The organism is Pseudomonas sp. PAMC 29040 (assembly GCF_003994535.1).
Taxonomy (GTDB): domain Bacteria; phylum Pseudomonadota; class Gammaproteobacteria; order Pseudomonadales; family Pseudomonadaceae; genus Aquipseudomonas; species Aquipseudomonas paraversuta.
Genome location: NZ_RZAA01000013.1, coordinates 90,735 through 110,238, shown reverse-complemented (window position 1 = coordinate 110,238; position 19,504 = coordinate 90,735). Strand labels below are relative to the sequence as shown.

The window sequence follows — 19,504 nt, the reverse complement described above, 5'->3', positions numbered from 1 at the left end:
AAACAAGAGAAACCCTATGAACGCAGCCTCAGTCTTCATGCTTGCCGGTCTCGCCCTGTCGCCATTGCTCAGCGCCCAGGCGGTGGAACTCAATGACCAGTTTTCCCTGCTGATCACCCCCACGCTGGTCAGTGATTACCGGGCCAACGGGCTTTCACAAACCAAGGGCGATCCTGCCGCGCAACTGGCCGTCACACTCAGCCACGCCAGTGGTTTGTACGCCGGTATCTGGACCTCCAATGTCAATTTCGGCTATGGCTCAAAAGCGCGCCAGGAAATCGAGTACTACGCCGGCTATGCCTGGCAAATCAACGACAACATCAGCCTGGATACTTTCTACACCCGTTATGAATATCCCCGTGAAAGCGGCTACAACCAGAGCGACGTGCAGACCGTGCTGGATGTGTACGGTGTATTACTGGGGGGCAAATATGTCACCAACATGCAGGGTCCAGAATACGAGGACGAGAACGGCGAATTTCATGAAGGTAAAAAAGACGAGGACTTGTCGACGTTTTTTGTCGGCTACCGCACGCTGTTGCCTGCAGAGTTCGGTTTAGAGCTGCGTTATGAATATGTGGACTACAAGGACAAGGTTTTTTTCAGCGACAGCGGCAAGGGGCGGGCGGACTACACCGATTGGGAAATCAAGCTTACTCGCGACTTTGTCGGCGTCAGCTGGGGCTTGAGTTACATCGACACCAGCCTGTCGAAAGCCGAGTGCCAGAGCTACACCGGTTATGACGATGTGTGTGGTGCGACCCTGCTGGCCAGCGCCAGCAAAACCTTCTAAACCGGGGTTGCAAGGGTGTCGGCAAGCTCAGCATGTGATCGTACAACCCGCTTGAGCTATCATGCGTGGATGTTTTGCCCCGATGCCCTTGAATCCGAGAAAGATTTTCACCATGGAAAACCCAAACGACGTCCCCCGCCTTCCGCGCAAACGCCGCAGCCTCGCGCAGGAGTTGGTGACGGTGCTGTCCGAACAGATTCGTGACGGCTTGCTCAAACGAGGTGACAAACTACCCACCGAGTCCGCGATCATGGAAGCGCACGGGGTCAGCCGCACGGTGGTACGTGAGGCGATTTCTCGTTTGCAGGCAGCAGGCCAGGTCGAGACCCGGCATGGCATCGGCACTTTTGTGCTGGACACACCGAGCCCGAGCGGTTTTCGCATCGACCCGGCCACCGTGGTCACTTTGCGTGATGTGTTGGCGATTCTTGAACTGCGTATCAGCCTCGAAGTCGAGTCTGCCGGGCTGGCCGCCCAGCGGCGCAGCGACGAGCAACTGGCCGCGATGCGGGCGGCACTGGATGCGTTGAACGAAAATACCGCCCGTGACGGTGATGCGGTGGCTTCGGATTTCCAGTTTCATCTACAGATTGCGTTGTCGACGGGCAACCGCTACTTCACCGATATCATGACCCACCTGGGTACCAGCATCATTCCCCGTACCCGGCTCAACTCTGCGCACCTGGCCCATGATGACCAGCAGCAGTACATGCATCGCCTGAGCCGGGAGCACGAAGAAATCTACACCGCCATTGCCCGCCAGGACTCGGACGCCGCCCGGGCCGCCATGCGCCTGCACCTGACCAACAGTCGCGAACGACTGCGCCATGCCCACGAAGAAGCCGAAGCAAGGGGTTGATCGAACCCCCGCGAACCCCTAGTCGCTGACGAGGCACGGGGCTGCGATCGGCTGCGAAGCAGTCGTAGCCTGGAAGCAGGGCTTCCCTCGAAAAGCTCGCAGCCTGGTGCCTCGTCAGCGACTACGGTTGCGGTTGTGACGTCTTCTCGTACAACCTGCATCCGTCCTTGAATTAATTTTCATCCATCCGCCAACCTTCAGAAACCCTTGTGCCACGGGCCTTTGCTCTGGTTTGTGGCTCGGCAACGGAACCCCTGTGCAGGCAATTTGAAGAATTTGGATTGACGATTATATTTATAGTTGTACGATGACGTACGACACGGCGAAAGCGCTGCCGTTTTTATCATTACTACAAGCTCCCAGGGTGTTCGAATAATGAATCCACAAGAACTGAAGTCCATCCTCTCTTCCGGTCTGCTGTCTTTCCCGATTACCGATTTCAATGCCCAGGGTGATTTCCACCGTGAGGGCTACATCAAGCGTCTGGAATGGCTGGCCCCGTATGGCGCTTCTGCTTTGTTCGCCGCAGGCGGCACCGGTGAGTTCTTCTCCCTGGCGGCCAGCGAATATTCGCAAGTGATCAAAACCGCAGTCGATACCTGTGCCAACAGCGTGCCGATTCTCGCCGGTGTCGGCGGCTCGACCCGTCAGGCCATCGAATACGCACAAGAAGCCGAGCGTCTGGGGGCCAAAGGTTTGCTGCTGCTGCCGCACTACCTGACTGAAGCCAGCCAGGACGGGGTTGCCGCCCACGTTGAAGCCGTGTGCAAGTCGGTCAAGATCGGGGTGATCGTTTATAACCGTAACGTCTGCCGCCTGACCGCGCCGCTGCTGGAGCGTCTGGCCGAGCGCTGCCCGAACCTGATCGGTTACAAAGATGGCCTGGGTGATATCGAGTTGATGGTTTCGATCCGCCGCCGTCTGGGCGATCGCTTCAGCTACCTCGGTGGCCTGCCAACCGCAGAAGTCTATGCCGCTGCCTACAAGGCGCTGGGCGTGCCGGTTTACTCCTCGGCAGTGTTCAACTTCATTCCCAAGACCGCGATGGATTTCTACCACGCCATCGCCCGTGAAGATCACACCACCGTGGGCAAGATCATTGATGACTTCTTCTTGCCGTACCTGGATATCCGTAACCGCAAGGCCGGTTACGCAGTGAGCATCGTCAAGGCCGGCGCCACCATTTCCGGTTACACCGCAGGTCCGGTGCGTACGCCACTGACCGATTTGCTGCCGGAAGAATACGAAGCACTGGCCGCCTTGATCGACAAGCAAGGTCCGCAGTAACCCATAATCAAGGCCGCTGAGAAATCAGCGGCCTTTTGCGTTGTAGACACACCGATCCACCTTGTAGGAGCGAGCTGTCCAGGTTTAAAAGCCCGCGCCTGCAGGATAAAAAATAGTTACCCGCGCATAAAAATAATCAGTGGGAGTACATCTACATGCCAGCGACCAAGCCGACGCATGTCCGTTATTTGATTCTGCTCATGCTGTTTGTGGTGACCACGATCAATTATGCCGACCGCGCCACCATCGCTATCGCAGGTTCAAGCCTGCAAAAAGACCTCGGTATCGACGCCGTTACCCTGGGTTTCATTTTTTCTGCCTTTGGCTGGGCCTACGTGGCCGGACAAATCCCCGGCGGCTGGCTGCTCGACCGTTTCGGCTCGAAAAAAGTCTATGCCCTGAGCATCTTCACCTGGTCGCTGTTCACCGTGCTGCAAGGCTATGTCGGGGAATTCGGCATCTCCACCGCCGTGGTGGCGCTGTTTATGCTGCGTTTTCTGGTGGGCCTGGCGGAAGCGCCTTCCTTTCCCGGTAATGCCCGTATTGTCGCCGCGTGGTTTCCCACCGCCGAACGCGGCACCGCGTCTGCGATCTTCAATTCGGCGCAGTACTTCGCCACGGTGATTTTTGCTCCGCTGATGGGCTGGATCGTTTACACCTTCGGCTGGCAGCACGTGTTTATCGTGATGGGCGGCATCGGCATTGTGTTCTCGCTGATCTGGCTCAAAGTTATCCACAGCCCGCGCCAGCATCCAATGATCAACGAGGCCGAGTTCAGGCATATCGCCGACAACGGCGGGCTGGTGGACATGGATCAGGACAAGGGCACAGGTAAAAAAGTCGACGGTCCGAAGTGGGATTACATCCGCCAGTTGCTGACCAACCGCATGATGCTCGGCGTGTACCTGGGCCAGTACTGCATCAACGGCATTACCTATTTCTTCCTGACCTGGTTCCCGGTGTATCTGGTCCAGGAGCGCGGCATGACCATTCTCAAAGCCGGCTTCATTGCCTCGCTTCCGGCGATCTGCGGCTTTATCGGGGGTGTGCTGGGCGGTGTGATTTCCGATTACCTGCTGCGTAAAGGCCACTCCCTGACCTTCGCCCGCAAGGCCCCGATCATTGGCGGCCTGTTGCTGTCCACCAGCATCGTGGCCTGCAACTATGTCGATATTGAATGGATGGTGGTGGGCTTCATGGCCCTGGCCTTCTTCGGCAAAGGCGTTGGCGCTCTGGGTTGGGCGGTGGTGTCTGACACCTCGCCGAAACAAATCGCCGGTCTGAGTGGCGGTCTGTTCAACATGTTCGGCAACATTGCCTCGATCACCACGCCGATCGTCATCGGCTACATCATCAGCACCACTGGCTCGTTCAAGTGGGCACTGGTGTTTGTCGGCTGCAATGCGCTGGTGGCGGTGTTCAGCTATCTGGTTATCGTTGGCCCGATCAAACGGGTGGTGCTCAAAGAGCCGCCGGTAAGCGGGCCACAACTGACCAAACTTGTTTCAGCACATCCTTGAAGGGCGGCGCCATGACTTTGATTGAACACTCCGACTCGCCGCGCACTATCCGTCTGCATGCCCTGGACAACGTCGCGGTGGTGGTCAACGACCAGGGCGTACCGGCCGGGACCGAGCTTGCCGATGGCCTGGTGACCCTGGATTTTGTGCCGCAGAGCCACAAGGTCACGCTGGTGGACATTGCCCGGGGCGGCGCAGTCATTCGATACGGCCAGACCATCGGCTACGCCTTGCAGGCCATCGCCCGCGGCAGCTGGGTCAATGAAGACCAACTGCGCATGCCCACTGCGCCACCCCTGGACAGCCTGCCGCTGGCCACCGAGGTGCCGGTGGCCCAGGCGCCTCTTGAGGGCTTCACCTTCGAGGGTTATCGCAATGCCGACGGCACCGTCGGCACGCGCAACATTCTGGGGATTACCACCACTGTGCAGTGCGTGACCGGGGTGTTGAACCACGCGGTCAAGCGTATCCGTGATGAACTGTTGCCCCGATACCCCCATGTCGATGATGTGGTCGCGTTAACCCACAGCTACGGCTGCGGCGTGGCCATCAGCGCCACCGATGCCTACATCCCGATCCGCACGGTGCGTAATCTGGCACGCAACCCCAACCTGGGCGGCGAAGCGCTGGTCATCAGCCTGGGCTGTGAAAAACTTCAGGCCGGCCAGGTGATGCACGACAACGACAGTTCGGTGGACCTCAGCGAACCGTGGTTGTACCGCTTGCAGGATTCCAGCCACGGCTTCGGCGAAATGGTCGAACAGATCATGGCGCTGGCAGAGACCCGTCTGAAGAAACTCGATCTGCGCCGCCGTGAAACCGTGCCCGCGTCCGAGCTGATTCTGGGCATGCAGTGTGGCGGCAGCGATGCGTTTTCCGGGATCACCGCCAACCCGGCGCTGGGCTATGCCTCGGACTTGCTGCTCAGGGCCGGAGCGACGGTGATGTTTTCTGAAGTCACTGAAGTGCGCGATGCCATCTACCTGCTGACCTCCCGTGCCGAAAGCCGCAGCGTCGCCCAGGAACTGGTGCGGGAAATGGACTGGTACGACCGCTATCTGGCCAAAGGCGAAGCGGATCGCAGCGCCAATACCACACCGGGCAACAAGAAAGGCGGGCTGTCGAACATCGTCGAAAAATCCCTGGGTTCCATCGTCAAGTCCGGCAGCAGCGCGATCAATGCTGTGCTCGGCCCTGGTGAGCGTTTCACGGGCAAAGGGCTGATTTTCTGTGCAACACCGGCCAGCGATTTTGTCTGCGGCACCTTGCAACTGGCCGCGGGGATGAACCTGCACGTGTTCACCACGGGGCGCGGCACCCCTTATGGTCTGGCCATGGCACCGGTGGTCAAGGTCTCGACCCGTACCGAGCTGGCGCAGCGCTGGCCGGACCTGATCGATATCGACGCCGGGCGCATTGCCACCGGCCGCGCGACCATAGAAGAGCTGGGCTGGGAGCTGTTCCACTACTACCTGGATGTGGCCAGCGGCAAAAAACACACCTGGGCCGAACAGCACAAATTGCACAACGACATTACCTTGTTCAACCCGGCGCCCATTACCTGAGGTTCCCTGTTCAATCCAGGCGCATGTCTCAAGAGTTAAGTCCATTGGGCAGCCCGCCGAAGGCCGGCATCGGCCGGTTCGCGGTCAGCAGTGACAGTTTGCTGATCCCTGCACGCACATCTCGGGGCAGTGCGCCGCAGAGGTGCTGAATCAATAAATTGTCCTGCGCTGCCCGGGCTTTACAGGGTTTCTTCGGTCTGGGTTCTTTCCAGGTAATTCACCAGCAGCCACCATAAATGTTCTGACGCCGGGTGTAGTCGTCGATCGGAGCTGCGCAGAATATGACACTGCGAGGCCCTTGCTATGGGGTGATCCAGGGGGATGGCCAGCAGTTTTGAATCTTTGCCCTGTTGCCCCAGAGACTGAGCGGTCATGAACGCTACGCCAAGACCTGCCTGGCACAGGGTGATCGCCACAGACTGTTGGTTGCAGCGATAGGCGGGGGTGAATACCTGATTTTCAGACTCGAATATTTTATTGATATAGCGCTGTACGCCATAGGCGTTAGACAGGCCAATCAACCTGTGGTTGGCCAGTTCACTGACAGCAATGACAGTGAATTCTTTTAAGGGATGATCTTCAGGAACAATTGCGCAAATAGGGCCTCTGGTGAAACTGCGACGCTGCAGCGATACGTTGTCGATGGGGCCGAATGACAGCGCCATATCGACCTCTCCGCGTACCAGCATCATCAGTGTGGCGCTCATATCCCCGGAACTGATGTCCACAAAAACGTCGGGATAGACTTTGGAGAATTCACGCAATTCGTTGGCGACAAAGTCGGCAACCATCCCGGGTCCGATTCTCAGGGAGACGGTTCCGCCGCGCATATATCGCAGGTCATTCAATTGTTTGCTCAGGACTTCCCGACGTTTTTGCGTTTCACTGAAATGATCAGACAGGAGTTTGCCTGCTTCAGTCAGCACTACATTGCGTCCGCGACGTTCAAGCAAGGGTAAATGCAGGCTGCGCTCGAGGAGGGCGATCTGTCGGCTGATGACGGAGGGGTTTACGTCAAGTACGTCGGCTGCTTTGCGAATGCCACCTTGAAACCCGACTTCGTGCAGGTAGCCAAGGCGCTTTTCCTGGAAACTGTTCTCCATCTCTTAGCCTTCTGGTCGTCAACTGTTGCTCTGTGGGCAACAATCTAGTGTTCACCCTCGTATTTTTCAACCCACAAGAGCATTCCATACTCGGGGCCTACTCCTCCAGGACAGGCCCAAAATATGAGCGCCGTACAAGAATACCTTCGCCTGCACTCCGATGTTCTGCTCGCCGATTTAAAGCGACTGGTACTTGCCGAGTCCCCCTCTACAGACAAGCGGGCTGTTGATGCCTGTGGTGAAGTGCTGCAAGACATCATGGCGCAGCGCATCGGCGCTACCGTGGAGGTTGTCGCGCGCGAGGAGTACGGAAATCATCTGATGTTCACGGTGGGTAAAGGGCCAAAGCGCACGGCTGTGCTCGGGCATTTTGATACCGTTTGGGACATCGGCCGTCTTTCACTGCGGGTCGAAGAAGGCAAACTTTACGGCCCGGGCATTCTGGATATGAAGGGTGGGCTCATTCAGGCCATTTGGGCTACCAAGGCCCTGATTGACCTTGGCTTGCTGGGGGATCGGCAAATCCGCTTTTTATGTTCCAGTGATGAAGAAATCGGCAGCCCGAGTTCTCGTGAGTGGATTGAAAGTGAAGCGCGTCTGTGCGAACAAGTGCTGGTGGTTGAGCCGGCCACCTCGCATACCAATGAACTGAAGATCGAGCGCAAAGGCACAGGCCGTTTCGATATCAAGATCAAAGGTCGGGCAGCTCACGCAGGTAACAACCCCGAAGACGGAATCAGCGCAGTACATGAAATGGCTGAGCAGATTCTTTTCCTTCATGGACTGAATGCGCCTGAATTGGGCACAACCATTAATGTCGGGATTGCCAACGGCGGCCTGCGTACCAATGTGATCGCCGACAGTGCAGAGTTGAGTGTTGACCTGCGTGTCAGCAGTTTGGCAGAGGCCCGGCGGATTGAATCCATCGTCAAAGACATGAAACCATGCCTGGCTGGCGCGCAGATCGCTGTCAGCGGTGGTCTGGTGCGTCCTCCCCTTGAATACACCCCGTTAAACCAGAAACTTTTTGCCGTAGCCCAAGAGGCTGCAGAGGCACTGGGCATTCAAATCAAAGGTGCCTCGGTGGGAGGAGGAAGTGACGGCAACTTCACCTCTGCCATCGGTATCCCGACCCTGGACGGACTTGGGGCTACGGGGGTAGGGCCGCACTCTACCCATGAACACATCATTATCTCGGATTTACCAGTACGGGCCGCACTTCTGGCTGAACTGATCCAGAGACTTTAAACCGGCTGAGAAACCTGAGGTAAAAGCTATGATAAATATAAAATCGGCTTCTGAGGGCGTAAGTACGGCCTCTACATCTTCAAAGCAAGAAATCAAAAGTCCCTATGTTTTTCTTTTTATTATCTTGCTGATTGCGGCGGCCGCTACATGGATTATTCCCGCGGGTGTGTTTGATCGTGAAATGCGCGATGGCATCTCATTTGTCGTGAATGGCAGTCTTCATGCCGTTCCGCAAAATGGCGTGCATCCGCTAGGGGTTTTTACGGCGATTGCTTCCGGGTTGCAGAGTTCTGCACCTATCATCTTTCTGATCCTCTTTACCGGCGGCGCTTTAGCGGTACTGGAAAGTACCGGAGCCATTCACCAGGCACTCAATGGCATTGCACGCAGTACAAAGCTTAATGATTACGTGGTCGTGGCAATCTTTGGTCTGATCTTTGGAGTGCTTGGAACCACGGGCGTTGTGGTCAATGCGGTTGTTGCTTTCGTTCCGATTGGTTTGCTGGTTGCCAGGTCTCTGGGGTTGAACCCTTTCTTCGGGGTCTCGCTGGTGTATTTGACGTGCGCGTCCGGTTTCAATGTGGCGCTCACTAACCCGGTGACTACCGGGCTTACTCAGAGACTGGCCCAACTGCCATTATTTTCCGGCTTCGGGTTGCGCGGCATTACCTCAGCACTGTTCATATTGGCCTGTATCGCTTTTTTGATGATTTACATGCGCAAATGCCGCAAAAATGGTGAAAAACGTCCTGAACTGACTGATTCCATCGCGGCAGACGAAAAGGCAACAACCCGCCACTGGCTGATTCTGGCGTTCGCTTCCGGCACGCTGGTGACCTTCATTTATGGCGCCATGACCATGAAGTGGGGAGAGCTCGAGATGACCGCCATGTTTGTGTTCATGGCGATAGTCGCAGGCATGATTGGCAAACTGTCGGCGTCTGAAATTGCCAACAGTTTTCTGGGTGGTTGTTCCCGGATTGTCTCCGGGGCACTGATTGTCGGCATGGCCCGGGCAATATCAATCGTTCTGGATAACGGTCATATCCTTGATCCGATTGTCGGGCATCTGGCTGACTTGCTGGCGCCGCTGCATCCCGCCATGGCCGCCATCGGTATGTACCTGAGTGCAGCGCTGATGCACTTTGCTATTTCTTCCGGCTCCGGAGAATCGGCATTGCTGATACCCATCTATGTGCCTATCGGCGACATGATCGGGCTGACACGGCAAGTAGTGGTGCATGCCGTATTGTTTGGCGAAGGTATCGTTAACTGTATTAACCCGACCTCCGGTGTCTTGATGGGCGTTCTTGCCGTGGCCGGTATTCCTTTCGGCAAGTGGGTGAAGTTTGTAGCGCCGCTGATTGCCGTATGGATGGTGATTTGTGTGGTTGTACTGATTGTTGGCGTAGAAATGAAGTGGGGCCCGTTTTGAAGTTCTCATCCCGCCCTGGCTGTAGTGATCAAGTCATTAAACCCTGATGTAGCAGGCGCGAACTTGTCTTGGGATGTTTGTTAGCGATAACCCGTGATTACAGTTTAAACACGGCGCTCTCTAAGTCATCGCGAGACAAGCTCGTGCCTGCAGTTGCGATAGCAATGGTTCAAGTAAACAGCCTTGGGGCAGCGGGCGGGTTTGCCTGTGGATTGAGCAAATTAAAATAATAAATCGGAGCGCTGTAAGTGACCGTAAACAATATAGCTGCAACTTTTCTTCTGGGCGGTATTGCCCTGAGTACTCAGGCACAGGCTGATTTTCTGCGTGACGGTAAAGCCACGCTGGGGTTGAAGAACTTCTACTTCAACAATGACAGTCGTGAGGGCGCCGCGAAGCCTTCAAAAACCGAAGAGTGGGCGCAGGGCTTTATGCTGGATTACAAGTCGGGCTATACCGACGGCGTTTTCGGCTTTGGGGTCGATGCCTTGGGGTTGCTGGGTGTGACCCTGGATGGCGGCAAGGGGCGGTCTGTGGGTAGCACCATGATTCCAGTCGGCAGTGACGACAGGCCCGTCAGTCAGTGGGGGCGCCTGGGGCTGACGGGGAAAGTCAAAGTTTCCAGGACCGAACTTCGCTACGGAACACTTCTGCCCAGACTTCCGGTGCTGGTTGCCAACGATGGACGGCTGCTTCCCCAAACCTTCGAGGGGGGCCAGGTAGTCTCACGGGAGTTGGCTAATGTGACCTTCAATGGTGGGCGGATTGAGCATGCAACTGGCCGTGGATCTACTGACCGGACCGGTCTGGCCGCTGTGGGTGGTCAGCGCGAAAGCAACCAGTTCAATTTTGCCGGGGCTGACTGGAGAGTTTCCAGGGACCTGCTCGCACAGTATTACTACGGTCACCTTGAAGACTATTACAGCCAGCAGTTTTTTGGATTGGTTCACACCCTTGAGTTTTCGAATGACCAGTCTTTAAAAACCGACCTGCGTTATTTCCGAACTGAATCTTCGGGTAAAAACAGTTCGGGAGCTGCGGGCTACCGCATCAGTGGTTACACCAAAGAGGGCGATGGCGAGATCGACAACCGTACCTGGAGTGCTGCATTTATTTACAGCATTGGCAGCCATGGGGTCACCGCCGGCTATCAAAGTGTTTCCGACGGCAGTAATTTCACTCAGCTCAATCAGGGCGGGCTGGAAGGCAAAGGTGCTGGCGGCGCGAGCTTGTACCTGTACACCGACCGCCTGACCCAAAGTTTCACCCGGGCCGGGGAGCGCACAGCATTTGGCCAGTATGCCTATGACTTTACTGCCCTCGGCGTGCCGGGCCTGAAAGCCTCGGTGATGTACCTGCGGGGGGACAATATCAAGACTGTCAGCGGCGACAGGCTGAAGGAATGGGAGCGGGATTTCAGCCTGGATTACGTCGTGCAATCCGGAGCGCTTAAAGGTGTGGGGCTGGGTTGGCGCAATGGTAAGTCCCATAGCCAGGCAGCCCGCAATCAAGATCAGAACCGGGTGTTTCTGAGCTACAGCATTGCGCTTTTCTAAGGCCGCTGGGCACTAGCCCTCAAGTGCGCTGAACAGGCGCATCGAGCCTTTTCTCCCAAGGCCAGCGGGCTGCCAGGTGATACCTGGCAGCCCGTTTTTTTGCCTGAAGCTTCTATTGTGAATCGTTGCTCCCGCAGGGGCATGGCCTGCCGGCGTCGGGCCCGCAGCCAGCCATTTCCCGCGATTGCCTCAGAAGCGATCCAGCCGGTACGGTTCGAGCCCCGGCAACGGATGAGACGGGGTCGCGGTCGCCGGTGCAACCATCCGCGCAATCAGCTCGGCAGTGACTGCGGCCTGTGTCAGGCCCAGGTGCTGGTGGCCGAAGGCAAGCAGTACCTTGCCGTTGCATACCCGGTCGATGATCGGCAGAGAGTCCGGCAAGGACGGGCGCAAACCCATCCAGGGAGTGGCACCCTCGGCGCTCAAGTCCTGGCGGAACAGACCTTTGCTCAACCGGTGCAACTGCCAGGCGCGCTCCATGGTCGGGGGGCGCTCCAGGCCGGCGAACTCGACAGTGCCGGCCAACCGTAGCCCATCGGTCATGGGGGTCATGATGAACTTGCGTTCCAGCGAGGTGACTGCGAAAGGCAGCCGCTCGTGTTCATGGGGCAGCATCAGGTGATAACCGCGCTCGGTATCCAGGGGGACCTTCTTGCCCGTCAGCTTTGCGGTGAGCCTGGCTGAGTGGGCGCCACAGGCGATCAGTACCTGGCGGGCAGTCAAACTGCCCTGGTCGGTGTGCAGCGAAACGCCGTTCTGATGCAGGTGTCCGTCCTGCACCCGTTGCTTGATGAAGCGCACACCGCAGGCCTTGGCGGCCTCGACCAGTTCGCAGACCACCTGGTAGGGGTCCAGAAAATGCCCTGTGCTGGGGAAGAACAACCCGCCCTGGATCTGCTCGCTCAATTGCGGGGCGACGTCGCGGATGGCCTGGGCCTGCCACATATCGACCGGTACTGCTTGTTGACGCATGCGTGCCTGTAGCGCTTCGATCGCCTGGCGCGACTCGGCGCGTTCGAACACCAGCAACGAGCCGTCTTCCTTCATCAGGTTCGGCCGTTCGATCGACTCCAGCAGCCGGTGCCAGGCACCCAGGCTGCTTTCGTTGAGCGCACGTATGCCGGCCACGGTGCGCTGGTAAGGCGCCGGTCGCAGGTTCAACAACAAGCGCGTGAACCAGGGCATGGCACGGGGCAGGTATTTCCAGTCCAGGCGCAGCGGGCCCATGGGGTCCATGAGCATGGCGGGCAAGCGCTTGAGGATCGACACATCGGCGATGGGAAACACCTGCTCGGTCGCCAGATGCCCGGCGTTGCCGAATGAGGCGCCGTGGCCGGGGTCCTGCTGGTCGATAACCACTACGCGCTGGCCCTGGCGTGCCAGTTGCAGGGCACAGGCAACGCCGATGATCCCGGCGCCGACCACGGCAATGTCAACGCTGTCGTCAGGGTTGCTGGAATTGAAGGGGTTCGACATTTCCTAGGCTTCTCTCTGGCCGTCGAACAGGCGGCGCAGCAGCAGCGGGTTGCTGTGCTTGAGCGCGGCTGGCAACAAGGTATCGGGGAAGTCCTGGTAGCAGACCGGCCGCAGGAAACGCAGGATGGCGGCGGTGCCGACCGAGGTTGTACGCGTGTCGGAGGTGGCCGGGAAAGGACCGCCATGGACCATGGCATCGCACACTTCAACACCGGTTGGCCAGCCGTTGACCAGCAGGCGACCGGCCTTGCGCTCCAGGATCGGCAGCAGCGCCCTGGCGCTTTCCAGGTCGGCGTCATCCAGGTGCAGGGTGATGGTTAGCTGGCCTTCCAGGTGCTCGGTAACCTGGCGGATTTCGTCGTCATTGGCACATTGCACGATCAGCGACGCGGCACCGAACACTTCGCCTTGCAGGGACGGGTCGGCGAGGAAATCTTCTGCCCGGGTGACGAACAGTCGGGCCTGGCACTGGTTCGGGGTTTCGCCCTGCAGGCCGGCAGCCGCTGCCCGGGCGTGGGGGTTTTCGGCCAGAGCGCCGACACCGGCTTGATAGGCGCTGAAGATGCCGGGGGTAAGCATGGTCTGCGCCGGGCTGCGCTGGACGAAGTCCGCTGCCACGCGGATGAAACTGTCCAGGGCCGGGCCTTGACGGGCAATTACCAGGCCCGGGTTGGTGCAAAACTGGCCGGCGCCCTGGGTCAGGGAAGCGACAAAGCCTTGTGCCAGCGCTTCGCCACGATTGTGCAGGGCCGCCGGGAAAAGCAGTACCGGGTTGATCGAGCTCATTTCCGCATACACCGGGATCGGCTCCGGGCGTGCCTGGGCCGCCTTGCACAAGGCCATGCCGCCACTGCGCGAGCCGGTGAAGCCGACGGCCTTGATCCGCCAGTCGCTGACCAGGGCGATCCCCACTTCGCGACCCGAGCCGAACAACAGCGAGAACACGCCTTCAGGCAGAGCGCATTTTTCCACGGCGCGGCCAATTGCGCGGCCTACCAGTTCGCTGGTGCCCGGGTGCGCGCTGTGGGCCTTGATGACGACCGGGCAACCGGCAGCCAGGGCCGAGGCGGTATCGCCGCCGGCAACGGAGAAGGCCAGGGGGAAATTGCTGGCGCCGAACACGGCCACCGGACCCAGCGGCACCTGACGTTGGCGCAGGTCAGAGCGGGGCAGAGGTTGACGTTCCGGTAGTGCCGGGTCGACCCGTACATCCAGCCATTCGCCGGCACGTACCGTGCGGGCGAAGGTGCGCAGCTGGTGGCAGGTGCGGCCACGTTCACCCTGGATACGCGGGCGTGGCAGGCCGCTCTCGGCCGTGGCGCGGTCGATCAGTTCATCGCCAAGGGCTTCGATTTCATCGGCAATGGTTTCGAGGAATTCGGCGCGTGCCGCCAGTGATGTCTCGCGATAGCGGTCCAGGGCTGCCCATGCCAGGGCGCAGGCCTGTTCTACATGCTCAGCGGTACCGCCGGGATAGGCCGGTTCGAGCGGTTGGTCGGTGGCGGGATTGATCGCCCGGATCGCTTCGCGGCTGCCGGTAATGGCGTGGGTGCCGATCAGCATTTGGCCTGTCAGAGTCATGGCGGTTCCTGGAGCAGTAGGGGAGTCCGGCTGCCAAACACGGGGCTTGGCAGCCGGGCATAAATAGAGGGCGGCGCGCATCGGGGCGCCGCCGTGCAGGCAGGTGGTGGGCGAAACGTCAGGCGACGTTCTGCTCTGCCGACCAGTTGGCGTACCACTGGCGGAACAACGTGTACTGGTTCTCGGCGTAATTGCGCTGGGCATCGCTGAGCACATCAGTCTCGTTGAAGTGCAGGGTGTATTCCTTGTCACCGTTGAGCACCATCAGGTGCTTGTAGTACAGCACCAGATCGCAGCCTTCGTCGAAGGACGAGAGCACGGCCAGAGCAGCTTCCAGTTCGCGGGCCAGGCGGCGAGCCTTGGCGTCGCCTTTGGCGGCTTTTTTGCTCAGGGCTACCAGTTGCAGCACTTCGCGCGGCAGGGCGTTGCCGATGCCGGTGATGGCGCCGGTGGCGTTGCAGTTGACGAAGCCATGCACCACCTGGGTGTCGACACCGACCATCAGGGTCACGTCATCGTCCTTGGAGGTGATGTTCTCGGCGGCGTAGCGCATGTCTGCAGCACCACCGAACTCCTTGAAGCCGATCAGGTTCGGGTACTCGCGACGCAGTTCGAAGAACAGGTCGGCGCGGGTGGCAAAGCCGTAGTAAGGGCTGTTGTAGATGACTGCCGGCAAACCCGGAGCGGCTTCCAGGATCGCGGCGAAGTGAGCTTTTTGCGCGGCGGCAGAGGCGCCACGGGACATCACGCGCGGGATAACCATCAGGCCCTGGGCGCCAACTTTGGCTGCATGGGCTGCGTGGGAAACCGCTTCACGGCTGTTGACCGCACCGGTACCGACGATGGTCGGAATGCCTGCGGCCACCAGGCGCGCGACGCCTTCCTGGCGCTGGGCTTCGGTCAGCAGTGGCCAGTCGCCCATGGAGCCGCAGTACACCACGGCGCTCATGCCGATATCGATCAGTTCCTGGCCCTTGGCCACCAGCGCGTCAAAATCCGGCTGGCGGTCAGCGGTGCAAGGGGTCATCAGGGCCGGCATGCAGCCAGTGAAAATGTTATCGGTCATTGCTGTAACTCCTGGAAAATTTATTGTTGTCTATTGAAGCTATAAGGGGCCGTCTGAACGGCATCCGGCGGGGTGGCTCAAATGCCCCACGCGAAGGGATCCTGTTCGTCGATCAGCAGCGTGCTGTCGGCGGTCATGTAGGCGCGGCCAGTAATGGAAGGGCGGATACGCTCGCCTTCCCATTCGTAGCTGCCGATGAACTGGCTGCCAGTGATGCTGGCCTGGACCCAGCGCTCGCCTGCGGCCAGTTTTTCATCGGCTGCCAGGCAAGCCAGCTTGGCGCAGGTGCCGGTGCCGCAGGGTGAGCGGTCGTAGGCTTTGCCCGGGCACATGACGAAGTTGCGGCTGTTGGCCTGGTGGTCCTCGGCAAACAGCTCGACATGGTCGATCAGGGCGCCGTCTTCGCCGTGGATGCCTTGGGCTTCCAGAGCTTTGAGCATCGCCCAGGTGTACTCGGTGAGGGCTTCGACGTTGTCGAGTTGCAATGCTTTGCCGTGATCGGAAACCAGGAAGAACCAGTTGCCACCCCAGGCGATATCGCCGTACACAAGGCCGTGGCCGGGGACGTCCACCGGCACCTGTTTGCGGTAGCGGTAGGCGGGTACGTTGCGCAGGGTCACAGCGCCATCTTCATGCAGCGTGGCGCTGACCGGACCCACTGGCGTATCGATTTTGTGCACGCCCGGGCTGATGTGCCCCAGATGATGCAACGAGGCCACCAGGCCGATGGTGCCGTGACCACACATGCCGAGGTAGCCGGCATTGTTGAAGAAGATCACGCCACAGGTGGCATCCGGCGAGACCGGCTCGCAGTACAGGGCGCCTACCAGCACATCGTTGCCGCGGGGCTCCAGCAGGCAGGCACGACGCCATTGGTCATGCTGGTCGCGCAGGGCATTGAGCTTCTCGGCCATGGTGTTGCCGGCCAGTTGCGGAAAGCCTTTCATGACCAGGCGCGTGGGTTCGCCGCCGGTGTGGGAATCAATGATATGTACTTGTTTCATATACCTGTCCTTTAGACGCGCAAAGAGGCCTGGAATCCCGGGATCAAGCCCCGGCGTATGCCCCGGCGGGATGCGCAGAGTGGGCTGCTGCCTGATGGACTACCTGTTCATCGTCTTCGTCCTCATCTTCCAGGCGCACCAGATGCGCCGGTACACCGGTGGCCGCGCCCCAGTAGTAGATGCCCAGGGCGCAGGTCGCCACCACCAGGTTGTCGAAGGGGTGAGTGAGCACGCCCATGCCACCGAAACTGCCGAGCTTGGAGAGCACGATGGTCACGGCGTAGAAGCCGATCAACCACATGGAAGAGCGAACTTGCTGGGCCAGATTCAGGTGCCAGGTGGGTACAAAGCGACCACACATCAGGTACACCACGAACATCGCGATCTGCAGGCCAAGCAACCAGGACACGGTGTTCCAGCCTGACCAGTAGACAATCAGTGCCGCGATGACGAACGACAGCGGGCCCAGTACCGCCATCCACTTGACCCGGAACGGGCGCGGCATGTCAGGGGCGTTGCGGCGCAGTGCGGCCACAGACACCGGAGCCACGGCGTAGCTGAGCACCAGTGCTGCGGAGACGACGTTGATCAGGGCTTCCCAGGAAGGGAAGGGCATGGTCCAGAACACCGACAGGGCGAAGGTCAGCCACAGCGCAGGGCGCGGGATGCCGGAATTTTCGTCAATGCGGGTGAAGATCTTGAAGAAGGTACCGGTCTTTGCCCAGCCGTAGACCACCCGCGGGGTAGCGTTCATATAGATGTTGCCGCAACCGCTGGGCGAGATCACCGCATCAGCCACCACCAGGTAGGCCAGCCAGCCCACACCCAGGGCCAGGGCGATGTCGCGATAAGGTAGCGCCAGTTCCTTGGACACACTGGTCCAGCCGTTGACCAGCATCTCGGTGGGCACACCGCCGAGAAAGGCCGTCTGCAACAGCACATAAATGGCGGTGGACAGCAGCACCGACAGGATCAGTGCAATCGGAATGGTGCGTTGCGGGTTCTGTACTTCGCTGGCCACCGAGATGATGGGGGTCAGCCCCAGGAAAGCGAAGATCACACCGCCAGCGGAAACGGCCATCTCGATGCCCGCCATGCCGAATGGCGCGAAGCCATGGACCTCGAAGTTTGCCGGTTTGAAGAAGGTGAACAGCACCCCGATCACCAGCAGCGGAACGATGAACTTGAATACGCTGACCAGGTTATTGAACTTGGCGAAGGTCTTCACACTGCGATAGTTGAGCATGAAGAACAGGCAGAGCAGACCGAACTGCATCAGCCAGCCAATCACCGTAGGGGAGTTGGAGCCGGCCTGGGTCAGCCCGGGGAACCAGGCGGCAGCATACTGGCGAGAGGCAACTACTTCGATTGCCACCAGGCTGGAGAAGGCGATCAGGGTGATAAAGCCCATCAAGTAGCCGAGCAACGGGCCGTGGGAGTACACCGGGTAACGAACCACACCGCCGGCCCGCGGCAGTGCTGCCCCCAGTTCACAGTAAACGATGCCCAGCAGCAGCACGGCAAACCCGCCCAGCAGCCAGGAAAAGATGCCTGCGGGGCCCGCAATGGCGGAAACGTGGCTGGCGGCAAACAGCCAGCCAGAACCGAAGATGGCTCCCAGCCCGATAAACGTAAGGTCTATCAATGAAAGCTGCTTTTTGAACTTACCTTTGCCTGACATGGCGGTGCCTTCTTGTGAGTTATTGGATAGGCAGGAGTGATGTCATTTGAAAACGTTATGCTCGGGATCGCCGTAGATAACGTTGCGGCTGCTAACAACCGCGCACTTATAAAAACCGGGTTCAGGAATCCTTCACTTCCATAGGTCGTGCCGTGTAATCGCCTATACCTTCCTGGATGCGGGCTGACGCTTGCTTGCCAATCCGTCAGAGTTTTTCAAGGGGCATGCAATGGCTCTAGAGTGGACTTTTCAGCGGTTGCTCGATTGATGTTTTTCACTTGGGTCGATGACGAAATCAGCACAATTCCAAATTGCCGACGAGGTGCGGCACGGGTAGACTTTTGCCTGTCCGAACCCTGAGAGAGTGAGAGTCATGCCGCTAAGCGCGTTTGCGATCCTGGGGCAGGGCAGCGACCGGAGCCGCCCTGACAGCCTCGATGAACTACTGGCGGGGGTGGCGTTGCTGTTGCCGCTGCTGGATGTGATTCCGAATGCCGCGATCTTTATCAAAGATATCCACGCGCGCTACGTGATGGCCAACCGCACCCTGGTTCAGCGCTGCGGGTTGAAACAGTTGCAACCCTTGCTTGGCAAAACCAGTGCCGAAGTATTCCCCGCGCAACTGGGCCCCGGTTACACCGAACAGGACCGCCGGGTTCTGGAACAGGGCCTGGTCCTGGAAGACCAACTGGAGCTGCATTTATACGGCAGCCGGGAGCCCGGCTGGTGCCTGACCCACAAACGGCCGCTATATAACCGCAACGGAGAAATCATCGGCCTGGCGGGGATTTCGGTTGACCTGCAATCGGCCGCCGACACGCACCCGGCCTACCAGCGCCTGGCCGCGGTCGACGAATACATACGCGCGCATTTCAATCGCCGCGTCACCTTGGGCGAGCTGACGCGAATCGCCGGCATTTCCGTGGCGCAACTGGAAAGATACTGCAAGCGAGTGTTCCACCTGACGCCGCGGCAGATGATCCAGAAGGTTCGCCTGGAGCACGCCCATCGCCTGCTGCATACCGACATGCCCATCACCGAAGTGGCGTTGCAGTGCGGCTATACCGACCACAGCGCTTTCACCCGACAGTTCAAGGCATTGACCGGCTTTACCCCGCGTCAGTATCGGCAGGCTACCGGGCATTGAGGGCCGAGGTGACAGGCAGCACCTGAGGCGTTTTCCTGCGCAATGTCATGGGTCACACCTCGTCAGCGGCGCTGAAAGCCCTGAATTCCAGGCACAAAAAAGACGTCCGAGGACGTCTTTTTTTGTTGAGTTGGTGGAGCCGGGGGAAGTTGAACGGAGCGGGCAAGGTATTGACTAATAATA

The 19,504-nt window shown here is 59.0% G+C and carries 15 protein-coding genes; 9 read left to right on the top strand and 6 right to left on the bottom strand.

Going from position 1 to position 19,504, the window contains the following annotated elements:
• Positions 1-16 precede the first annotated feature (16 nt).
• The 5 genes from WG29040_RS21160 (at position 17) to garD (ending at position 6,024) form a co-directional block, all read left to right on the top strand.
• On the top strand, positions 17-793 hold the full coding sequence (locus WG29040_RS21160) for a TorF family putative porin (RefSeq protein ID WP_127196835.1): 777 nt from the start codon (positions 17-19) through the stop codon (positions 791-793).
• Between the two features lie 112 nt (positions 794-905).
• Entirely contained in the window at positions 906-1,652 is a 747-nt protein-coding gene (locus WG29040_RS21155) for a FadR/GntR family transcriptional regulator (protein WP_003439449.1), read from the top strand.
• A 375-nt stretch (positions 1,653-2,027) separates the two neighbouring features.
• A complete protein-coding gene (kdgD, locus tag WG29040_RS21150) occupies positions 2,028-2,939 on the top strand; it encodes a 5-dehydro-4-deoxyglucarate dehydratase (protein ID WP_003439451.1) in 912 nt (303 codons plus the stop codon).
• Between the two features lie 155 nt (positions 2,940-3,094).
• Positions 3,095-4,459 (top strand): MFS transporter, encoded by a 1,365-nt coding sequence (locus tag WG29040_RS21145; RefSeq protein WP_003439453.1) that lies wholly within the window; start codon positions 3,095-3,097, stop codon positions 4,457-4,459.
• A gap of 11 nt (positions 4,460-4,470) precedes the next feature.
• Positions 4,471-6,024, top strand: coding sequence for a galactarate dehydratase (garD, locus tag WG29040_RS21140; protein WP_010656944.1), 1,554 nt, complete (start codon positions 4,471-4,473; stop codon positions 6,022-6,024).
• 179 nt (positions 6,025-6,203) lie between these two features.
• On the opposite strand, the gene WG29040_RS21135 is transcribed toward garD, so the two are convergent.
• Complete coding sequence (locus WG29040_RS21135; RefSeq protein ID WP_003439457.1) at positions 6,204-7,127, bottom strand: LysR family transcriptional regulator; 924 nt, start codon at positions 7,125-7,127, stop codon at positions 6,204-6,206.
• Between the two features lie 123 nt (positions 7,128-7,250).
• Between WG29040_RS21135 and WG29040_RS21130 the strand changes: the two genes are divergently transcribed.
• From WG29040_RS21130 to WG29040_RS21120, 3 genes are all read left to right on the top strand, one after another.
• Complete coding sequence (locus tag WG29040_RS21130; protein ID WP_127196834.1) at positions 7,251-8,375, top strand: M20 family metallopeptidase; 1,125 nt, start codon at positions 7,251-7,253, stop codon at positions 8,373-8,375.
• Positions 8,376-8,403: 28 nt separating this feature from the next.
• The gene (locus WG29040_RS21125) at positions 8,404-9,810 is read left to right on the top strand and encodes a YfcC family protein (RefSeq protein ID WP_127196833.1); all 1,407 of its coding nucleotides are present in this window, start codon (positions 8,404-8,406) and stop codon (positions 9,808-9,810) included.
• 248 nt (positions 9,811-10,058) lie between these two features.
• On the top strand, positions 10,059-11,366 hold the full coding sequence (locus WG29040_RS21120) for an OprD family porin (RefSeq protein ID WP_003439465.1): 1,308 nt from the start codon (positions 10,059-10,061) through the stop codon (positions 11,364-11,366).
• A 189-nt stretch (positions 11,367-11,555) separates the two neighbouring features.
• Here WG29040_RS21120 and WG29040_RS21115 read toward each other — a convergent pair whose 3' ends face one another.
• From WG29040_RS21115 to WG29040_RS21095, 5 genes are all read right to left on the bottom strand, one after another.
• Positions 11,556-12,842: an FAD-binding oxidoreductase gene (locus tag WG29040_RS21115; protein ID WP_010656947.1), complete on the bottom strand. Its 1,287-nt coding sequence runs from the start codon at positions 12,840-12,842 to the stop codon at positions 11,556-11,558.
• Positions 12,843-12,845: 3 nt separating this feature from the next.
• Positions 12,846-14,423, bottom strand: a complete 1,578-nt coding sequence (locus WG29040_RS21110) for an aldehyde dehydrogenase (NADP(+)) (protein WP_127196832.1) — start codon at positions 14,421-14,423, stop codon at positions 12,846-12,848.
• A gap of 118 nt (positions 14,424-14,541) precedes the next feature.
• Positions 14,542-15,489, bottom strand: a complete 948-nt coding sequence (locus tag WG29040_RS21105; protein ID WP_003439474.1) for a dihydrodipicolinate synthase family protein — start codon at positions 15,487-15,489, stop codon at positions 14,542-14,544.
• A gap of 77 nt (positions 15,490-15,566) precedes the next feature.
• Positions 15,567-16,493, bottom strand: a complete 927-nt coding sequence (locus WG29040_RS21100) for a 4-hydroxyproline epimerase (RefSeq protein WP_010656949.1) — start codon at positions 16,491-16,493, stop codon at positions 15,567-15,569.
• 43 nt (positions 16,494-16,536) lie between these two features.
• Positions 16,537-18,174: an APC family permease gene (locus tag WG29040_RS21095; RefSeq protein WP_127196831.1), complete on the bottom strand. Its 1,638-nt coding sequence runs from the start codon at positions 18,172-18,174 to the stop codon at positions 16,537-16,539.
• A 373-nt stretch (positions 18,175-18,547) separates the two neighbouring features.
• Here WG29040_RS21095 and WG29040_RS21090 point away from each other — a divergent pair, with 373 nt between their 5' ends.
• Positions 18,548-19,321, top strand: a complete 774-nt coding sequence (locus WG29040_RS21090; RefSeq protein ID WP_003439496.1) for an AraC family transcriptional regulator — start codon at positions 18,548-18,550, stop codon at positions 19,319-19,321.
• The last annotated feature ends 183 nt before the right edge of the window (positions 19,322-19,504 follow it).